The organism is Amycolatopsis sp. NPDC059657 (genome assembly GCF_042734395.1).
Taxonomy (GTDB): domain Bacteria; phylum Actinomycetota; class Actinomycetes; order Mycobacteriales; family Pseudonocardiaceae; genus Amycolatopsis.
Map to the genome: position 1 here is coordinate 1 of NZ_JBHWEB010000188.1, position 7,060 is coordinate 7,060.

6 protein-coding genes are annotated in these 7,060 nt (G+C 72.0%); 2 read left to right on the forward strand and 4 right to left on the reverse strand.

Annotated elements, in window-relative coordinates; genetic code table 11:
• Nucleotides 1–122 precede the first annotated feature (122 nt).
• Both ACFV15_RS45740 and ACFV15_RS45745 read right to left on the reverse strand, forming a co-directional pair.
• Nucleotides 123–551 (reverse strand): hypothetical protein, encoded by a 429-nt coding sequence (locus ACFV15_RS45740; protein WP_378359468.1) that lies wholly within the window; start codon nucleotides 549–551, stop codon nucleotides 123–125.
• Nucleotides 552–628: 77 nt separating this feature from the next.
• Complete coding sequence (locus ACFV15_RS45745) at nucleotides 629–1,327, reverse strand: type 1 glutamine amidotransferase domain-containing protein (RefSeq protein ID WP_378359470.1); 699 nt, start codon at nucleotides 1,325–1,327, stop codon at nucleotides 629–631.
• A 72-nt stretch (nucleotides 1,328–1,399) separates the two neighbouring features.
• Between ACFV15_RS45745 and ACFV15_RS45750 the strand changes: the two genes are divergently transcribed.
• Nucleotides 1,400–2,305 (forward strand): LysR family transcriptional regulator, encoded by a 906-nt coding sequence (locus ACFV15_RS45750; protein ID WP_378359472.1) that lies wholly within the window; start codon nucleotides 1,400–1,402, stop codon nucleotides 2,303–2,305.
• On the opposite strand, the gene ACFV15_RS45755 is transcribed toward ACFV15_RS45750, so the two are convergent.
• Both ACFV15_RS45755 and ACFV15_RS45760 read right to left on the reverse strand, forming a co-directional pair.
• Entirely contained in the window at nucleotides 2,302–3,501 is a 1,200-nt protein-coding gene (locus ACFV15_RS45755; RefSeq protein WP_378359474.1) for an amidohydrolase family protein, read from the reverse strand. The two genes, ACFV15_RS45750 and ACFV15_RS45755, sit on opposite strands and share 4 nt — an antisense overlap.
• 43 nt (nucleotides 3,502–3,544) lie before the next feature.
• Nucleotides 3,545–6,313 (reverse strand): ATP-binding protein, encoded by a 2,769-nt coding sequence (locus ACFV15_RS45760; protein WP_378359475.1) that lies wholly within the window; start codon nucleotides 6,311–6,313, stop codon nucleotides 3,545–3,547.
• Nucleotides 6,314–6,429: 116 nt separating this feature from the next.
• Here ACFV15_RS45760 and ACFV15_RS45765 point away from each other — a divergent pair, with 116 nt between their 5' ends.
• Entirely contained in the window at nucleotides 6,430–6,948 is a 519-nt protein-coding gene (locus tag ACFV15_RS45765) for a hypothetical protein (RefSeq protein WP_378359477.1), read from the forward strand.
• The last annotated feature ends 112 nt before the right edge of the window (nucleotides 6,949–7,060 follow it).

Below are 7,060 nucleotides of genomic sequence, written 5' to 3' on the forward strand. Positions count from 1 at the left end.
TCGCAACGTTCAACCACCCCTGCGGCACCCACCGAGCGGCGGGGCTTGACCAACCTGCCCGCCCCTTAACTACCCGGCATTGGGTTAGAACCGGCCGTACCACTCACGACCCCGTGGGTGGCTCAACGCGGGGAGCGGGCCTGGAGCATGGGGCGGAAGGCGTCGCGGTGTGCCCAGGCCAGGTAGATCTCGCCGGCCGCGACCGCGCTCGCGATCAGCAGGCCCGAGGGGGCCAGGAAGACGTGGAACGCGAAGATGCCGACCACGATCGGCGCCAGCAAGGTCAGCGCGAGCGGGACGAAGCGGTTCGCCAGCAGCAGCACGCCGACGAGCACCTGTATCCCGCTGACCAGCGGGTTCATGTAGCCCGTCTCGAACAGGGCGATCGAGAACTTCAGCGCGCCCTCCGGCATGCCGCTCGCGTCGCCCGGCATGAACAGCAGGAAGCCGTTCAGGCCGAACACGGTGAACACCAGGCCCAGCAGGACGCGGGCGGTGGCGGTCACGACGCGGGCGGGGGTGCGGACCTGGGCGGCGATCGTGGCGGTCATCTTCAGCTCCTCGGTTCGGGTTCTTACCCCTTCGTCGAGTGGCTTCCGGCCGGATCGACAACCCGAGGAAGAAAATGTCAGGCGAGTGCCGCGTTCACCCGTTCGGCCGTGGAGACGCTCGACTGCGGGTTCTGGCCGGTGATCAGGTTGCCGTCGACGACGACCTGGTCCGACCACGGCGCCGCCGGGGTGACCGTCGCGCCTTCTTCGCGCAGGCGGGACTCGACGAAGAACGGCGACTTCTCGCCGGTGCCGCCCTGCATCTCCTCGGCGTCGCTGAACGAGGTCATCGAGCGCCCGGCGAAGGCGAACGAGCCGTCTTCCTTGCGGGCACTGAGGAGCGCGGCGAGTCCGTGGCACAGCGCGGCGATGATCTTGCCCTGCGCGTCGGCCTCCTTGAGCAGACGGCCGGTCTCGGCGTCGTCGACCAGGTCGGTCATCGGGCCGTGGCCGCCGGGCAGGTAGAGGGCGTCGTAGTCGGCCGCGGAGACGGCGGAGAGCTTCAGCGGCGACGAGAGCTGGGCGTCGATCGACTTCAGGTAGGCGCCGAACCGGGCGCCCTCGGCGGGGTCGACGCCGCCGCGCTCGTCGAGGCTGACCGCGTCGACCGTCGGCCGGACGCCGTCGGGGGTGGCCACGTCGACGGTGTGCCCGGCCGCGAGCAGCACGCGGTGCGACTCGGCCAGTTCCTCGGCCCAGAAGCCGGTCGGGTGGTCGGTGCCGTCGGTCAGCCGGAGGTGGTCGGCGGCGGAGACGATCATCAGGATTTTTGCCATGCCGAAGTCAACCATCACGGCACCGGGACTAATCCAGGCCATCCATAACGAAACTTATGGAAAGATGGTTGCGTGCCAAGCCTGGATCTGCTGGAGACGTTCATGGCGATCTATCGCCGTGGCTCGCTCTCCGCCGCCGCGACCGAGCTGGGCCTGACCCAGCCCGCCGTCACCGGCCAGCTCGCCAGGCTGGAGAAGGAGCTGGGGGAGCCGCTGTTCGAGCGGTCCAGGCTCGGCGCGGTGCCGACCACGCGGGCGGCCGGGCTCGCCGCGCGGATCGGCACGCATCTCGACGAGCTGCGTGGCGCGCTGGTCACCGATCCGGGTGACGCGGTTTACCACGACCGGGTGGCGATCGCGGGTGCGAGCGACGGGATGGCGGCCAAGTTCCTGCCCGCGCTCGTCCCGCTGACCACACGCGGGCTGCGGCTGACCGTCACACTCGGCCTCGCCGACGAGCTGCTCGAGGCGCTCGTCGCGGCCAGGGTGGACATCGTGCTCTCGTCGGTGCGCCCCAAGCACCGCGCGATCGCGGCCGTTCCGCTGATCGACGAGGAGTTCGTGCTCGTCGCCTCGCCGACGCTGGCGCGCAGCGTGGAACCCGCACGCCTCGCCGTCGACCCGGTGCCCGCGCTGGCGCACCTGCCGCTGGTCGCCTATGCCGAAGACCTGCCGATCATCCGCCGCTACTGGCGCAGTGAGTTCGGGCGGCGTCCGCCCAACCGGGTCGCGGTGACCGTGCCCGACCTCCGCGCGGTGCTCGCCGCCGTGATCGCCGGGGCGGGCGCCACCGTGCTGCCCCGCTACCTCGCCGCGGCCGCGCTCACCGCCGGTTCCGTCCAGCTCGTGCACGAGCCTGCGGCCCCGCCGTTGAACACGATCTACCTCGCGACCGCCGCCGCGGGGCCAGGCCGTCCGGCGGTCGCGCTGGTCCGTGACCACCTGATCGCCCAGGCCCGCGCCTGGGGCTCGCTTTAGACGAGTGCGCTCACGCGCTCGACCGCGGCGCCGCGCAGGTAGACGGCCCGGATCCGGTGCAGCGCACCGGGATCACGCAGCGGGTCGCCGTCGATCGCGAGGATGTCGGCGTCGTAGCCGGGTGCGACCCGGCCCTTGCGGTCGCCGAGCCCGCACACGGCGGCCGCCCGCGAAGTGGTGGCGCGCAACGCTTCCGCCGGGCTCATGCCGACGCCGATCAGCGCCGGGATCGCCCAGCGGAGCACGTCGTGCGGTTTGACGGGCGCGATGCCCGCGTCCGTGCCCGCGACCATCAGCGTGCCCGCTTCGTAAAGCTTGCGAGTGTTCTCCTGGAACGCCCGCATTCTTGTGGCGATCGCCGCCGGGACCTCGATGCCGGGCACCGGGACGAAGCCGAGCGTCGCGCCGAGTGCGATCTGCCGCTCGGCCAGCGTTTCGAGCAGACCGGGCGGGATCTCGTCGACGCCGTCCTCGGTCATGAAACTGATGTGCTCGAGCCCGTCGACACCGGCCTCGACGGCGTCGATGATCGCCTGGGTGCCATGCGCGTGCGCGGTGATCGGCAGGTTGTTGCGATGCGCTTCGTGCACCGCGACGCGAAGCTCGTCGAGGCCGAACTGGGGAGCCTCGGGCTTGCTGCCCGGCGTCATGTTGCCGCCGCTGGCCATGATCTTGATGACGTCCACCCCGCGTGCGGCGTGCGCGCGGATCGCCGCCCGGATGCCGGCGGTGTCGGCCGCCTCCTCGCCGAGGAAGTGACAGTGCCCGCCGGGGCTGGTGATCGGCGGCCCCGCCGCGACGATGGTGGGCAGCGAGGTGTCCGACACGGCCGCGTCGCGCAGGCCGAGCGACAGGTAGCCGCGGTCGCCCAGGTCGCGCACGGTGGTGACCCCGCCACGGGCCGCGGCGCGGGCGGCGGCGGCCATCGCGGCGAACGCCTCGGCGTCGTCACGGCCCGCGAGCCCGGCCACCGGATCGGGGCTCGCGTCGAAGGCCAGGTGGACGTGGGTGTCGACAAGTCCGGGCAGGATCGTCGCTTCGCCGAGGTCGACGACGGTGGCGCCCTCGGGCACCTCGGAGCCGATCGCGACGATCTTGCCGCCGTCGAGCACGACGGCCGGGTCTGGCGTCAGGGTGTCGCCGGTGCCGTCGAACAGCCACGCGGCGCGCAGGACGGTGAGCGGGTTCGTTGTCATGCGGCGAGCCTGCGCGCCGGCGGCCGCGCCGACATCCGTAGAGCTACGGAGCTTCGGTACCCAGTTGCCCGCCCACGACCCACGCGGCGATCTGCGACCGGTTGGTGAACCCGAGCTTGCCCAGCACGTGCTGTACATGGGTCTCCACGGTCCGTTCACCGATATGCGCGGCCGCGGCGATCTGCCGGTTCGTCAGGCCCTGTGAAACCAGCTCGGCGATCTGCCGCTCACGGCGGGTCAGCTTGGCGGGCCCGCCGCTTCCGGTGAGCGAGTCGCTCAGCTCCTGGGCGCGACGGCGCAGCGGAGCCATGCCGAGCTTGTCCGCGACCGCCGCCGCGGACGCCGCCAGCGCGGCGGCCTCGTCCAGGTCGCCTGGCCGCTTGCGCCTGGCCAGCACGGCGGCGAGGTGGTACCTGGCGGTGGTGGTCCACGGCGGCACCCCGGCACGCTCGTTGATCTCGGCGCATTCACGCAGCCAGCGGACCGCCTCGTCGAGCCGCCCCAAGGTGGCCGCCGCCAGGCCGAGCCCCAGCCGTACCGAGCCGGTGATCGCGACGACCCCGGCGCCGCCGCAGGCGAAGAGATCGGCATACGGAGCGAGCCTGCGGTGAATGTCCGCCGCGGTGGTCCGGTCGCTGAACTCGGCGGCGAGTTCGGCGGTCCCGGTCAGCGAGGACAACATCATGAACGCGGGCATCGTGTCGAACGACGGCAGTGCCCGATAGAGCCGCTCGGCCTTCTCCCGGTCGCCCAGCATGAGTTCCCACAACGCGAACAGCGCCTTCGTGGACGCCTTCGCCACATTGGTCGTGTGCCACTCGACCAGGTCGGCGGGGATGGCGTCGAGATCGCCGGTCAGCGCGCGGACGCCCATCAGGAAACCGACCGACGGGAACAACGCCCCTTCGTGCCCCGCACCCGTGGCCAGCGCTTTCGACTGCAGCCCGATCTCGATCGCCTCGGCGAACCGGCCGCGCACGGCGGCGATCGCGGCCCGCGAACGGCAGGCGTGCCAGCGGGCGAGCGGCGACCGCAGCCGATCGGAGATGATCACGATCGGCTCCAGCTCGGCCTCCGCGCGATCGATCTCGCCGAGCTGCGCCAGCGCGTCGAAGCGCCACAAATGGCCCCACAGTGCGGAATCATCGTCCTGCCCGACTTGGAGCATGCGGTCGCCAAGTGCGAGCCGGTCGGTGGCGCCGCCGGCTCCGCTGCGGGCCATTTGCCTGGCGCGCAACGCTTCCACGATCGCTCGCCGGTCGCCGACCCGCTCGGCCATGGCGAGTGCCTCGGCCGATGCGGCGTCGAGGTCGATCGACGAGCGCCAGGCGTCGGCGGACACCAGCAGCGCGAGCAGCCGGGCGCGCAACGCGCTGTCCGCCTCGTCGATCCCGGCGAGCGCCTCCTCGCACAGCGCGCGCCCGGTCGGGTCCCAGAGGAAGTCGGTGACACCTTCCATGGTGAGCACCGCTCGCGCGATGGTCTCCGCGTCGCCTTCCCGCCGCGCGAGATCCGCCGCGGTCGTGAGTGACCGGCGGGCGCCGTCCATGTCGTAGGCGCGCACGCGGGCATCGACCTGGGCGAGCAGCAGACGGCATCGCTGGGCGGGCGTCAGCCGGGCGCCAGTCGCCAGCGCCCGTCCGTAGAGTTCGTCCGCTTCTTCCCAGGCGAGCTGGGTCATGGCCTGCGCTGCCGCCCGTTCCGCCCACGACGCCGCCAGGTCAGCGTCGCCGGCTGGCAGGGATTCGAGCAGGTGGAAGGCGATTTCGGCGGTCCGGGTGCCCGCGTCGGCGCGGTCCATCAGGTGCTCGGCCATCCGCTGGTGCAGCACGAGCCTGCGTGCGGTGGCCACCTCCAGGCGAGCCGACTCGCGGATCAGATCGTGCGTGAACCGGTCGCCGTCGACGATGCCCGCCGCTGCCGCCTCGTCGAGCGCGGTGAGGACCTCCTCGATCCCGAGTCCTGTCGCGAAGGCCAGCGCCGGAGCGTCCACTTCGGACCCCAGCACCGCCGCGGTTGCCAGAACCTGTTGGCACGGCTGGGAAAGTCGGGCCAGCCGGTCGCGTACCGCGTCGCGCACGCCGTCGGGGAGCTGCCCGTGCTCCCGCGAGTCCGCCAGCAGCCGTCCCAGCTCGCCGACGAAGAACGGGTTGCCCCGCGTCCGGCGGCACACCGCGGCGGCGACCGAGTCCGGCACCGCCCAGCCGGTCACCCCGGCCAGTTGCCGCGCGACCTCGGGTTCGGTCAGCCCGGTCAGCCGGATCCTGGTGACCAGCGGCTCGCGGGCGAGCGTGGCCAGCGCGGTGCGCAGCGCGTCGTGGGTCTCGGTGTCCCGGTAGGTGGCGAGCACCATCAGCCGGGTGCCCCCGATGCCCATCGCCAGGTGGGTCAGCAGGCCCGCCGACGCCGGATCGGCCCACTGGATGTCGTCGAGCACCACCAGCAGCCCGCTCGGCCCGGCGGCCGCGCCGAGATAGTCCGTCACACTCTCGAACAGCCGGAACCGCTCGCGTGCCTCGGAATCGTCCACGAAGGACAGCTCACCCGCGTCGCCCAGCGTCCGCGCCAGCTGACGGAACGGCCAGTACGGCGGGCTGCCCGCCTCCTTAGTGGACCGTCCCCACGCGGTGGCCATGCCCAGTGACCGCGCGTCCGCGACGGTCTCCTCGGCGAGCCTGGTCTTGCCGACTCCCGGCTCGCCGGCGACCAGCACGACCTGACCCGCGCCGCCAGCCGCGACGCGAAGCCGTTCGCCGAGTACTTCGCGTTCGGCCGCGCGCCCGACGAACCGGTCCCGTGCGTTCCTGGTCATCGTCCCCCGATCGCCGCCTGCTTCCTATCGTAGGACTTCGGCCCCGGTAGGCCAGGAGCGCCGCGGACCGACCCGCGTGTGGCACGATCACCACGGACGGCAGGTGAGGAGCGGGCATGCGCGGCAGGCGGACACGGCACGAAGATGTCGCGCCCGAACACATCGCGGCGGTGCTGCGTGAGCGGATCTATGGCGGTATCGCCTGCTTGAGCACGCTGCTCGTCTTGGTCAGGCCCGCGGACACCGACTCTTCGCCGTGGGTGGCCGTGGTGGATGTCGCGGTGGCGGCAGGTGGGCTTTGGGCCGCGAGTTTGCTCGCGGAGCATGTCTCGCACCTGGCCGCGCATGGGACACGGCTGCACGGCCTGGAAGCCGTCACCGCCGCGCGGGCGTCGGCTCAGATCCTGCAGGCGTCGGGGATTCCGTTGCTGCTGCTGGTGATCTCGGCGCTGGGCTGGATGCCGTACGAGGTGGCGCTGCGGGCCGGTATCTGGGTTTTGGTGGTGTCGCTGGGTTTGTTCGCGCTGCTCGCGGTGCGGCGGACACGGTTGCCGTTCTGGAAACGGCTGCTGCTCGTGGTCGCGCTACTCGCGCTCGGCACGCTCGTGGTGACCGTCAAGACGCTCGCGCACTGAAACGTGGTCGTGAGTGTTGCCCGCCGTTTTTAACCGCGGGGACACACACGAGTGCCGGACAGGGCGGCGTCGCAGTCCCGGGCCTCGATTGGGGCGGCGGCGCCCGCGGGGT

Bases quoted from the DNA above. Each gene is read 5' to 3' on its own strand.
- ACFV15_RS45740 (WP_378359468.1), bottom strand. From the start codon at position 551: ATGACCGCCACGATCGCCGCCCAGGTCCGCACCCCCGCCCGCGTCGTG.
- ACFV15_RS45745 (WP_378359470.1), bottom strand. From the start codon at position 1,327: ATGGCAAAAATCCTGATGATCGTCTCCGCCGCCGACCACCTCCGGCTG.
- ACFV15_RS45755 (WP_378359474.1), bottom strand. From the start codon at position 3,501: ATGACAACGAACCCGCTCACCGTCCTGCGCGCCGCGTGGCTGTTCGAC.
- ACFV15_RS45760 (WP_378359475.1), bottom strand. From the start codon at position 6,313: ATGACCAGGAACGCACGGGACCGGTTCGTCGGGCGCGCGGCCGAACGC.
- ACFV15_RS45765 (WP_378359477.1), top strand. From the start codon at position 6,430: ATGCGCGGCAGGCGGACACGGCACGAAGATGTCGCGCCCGAACACATC.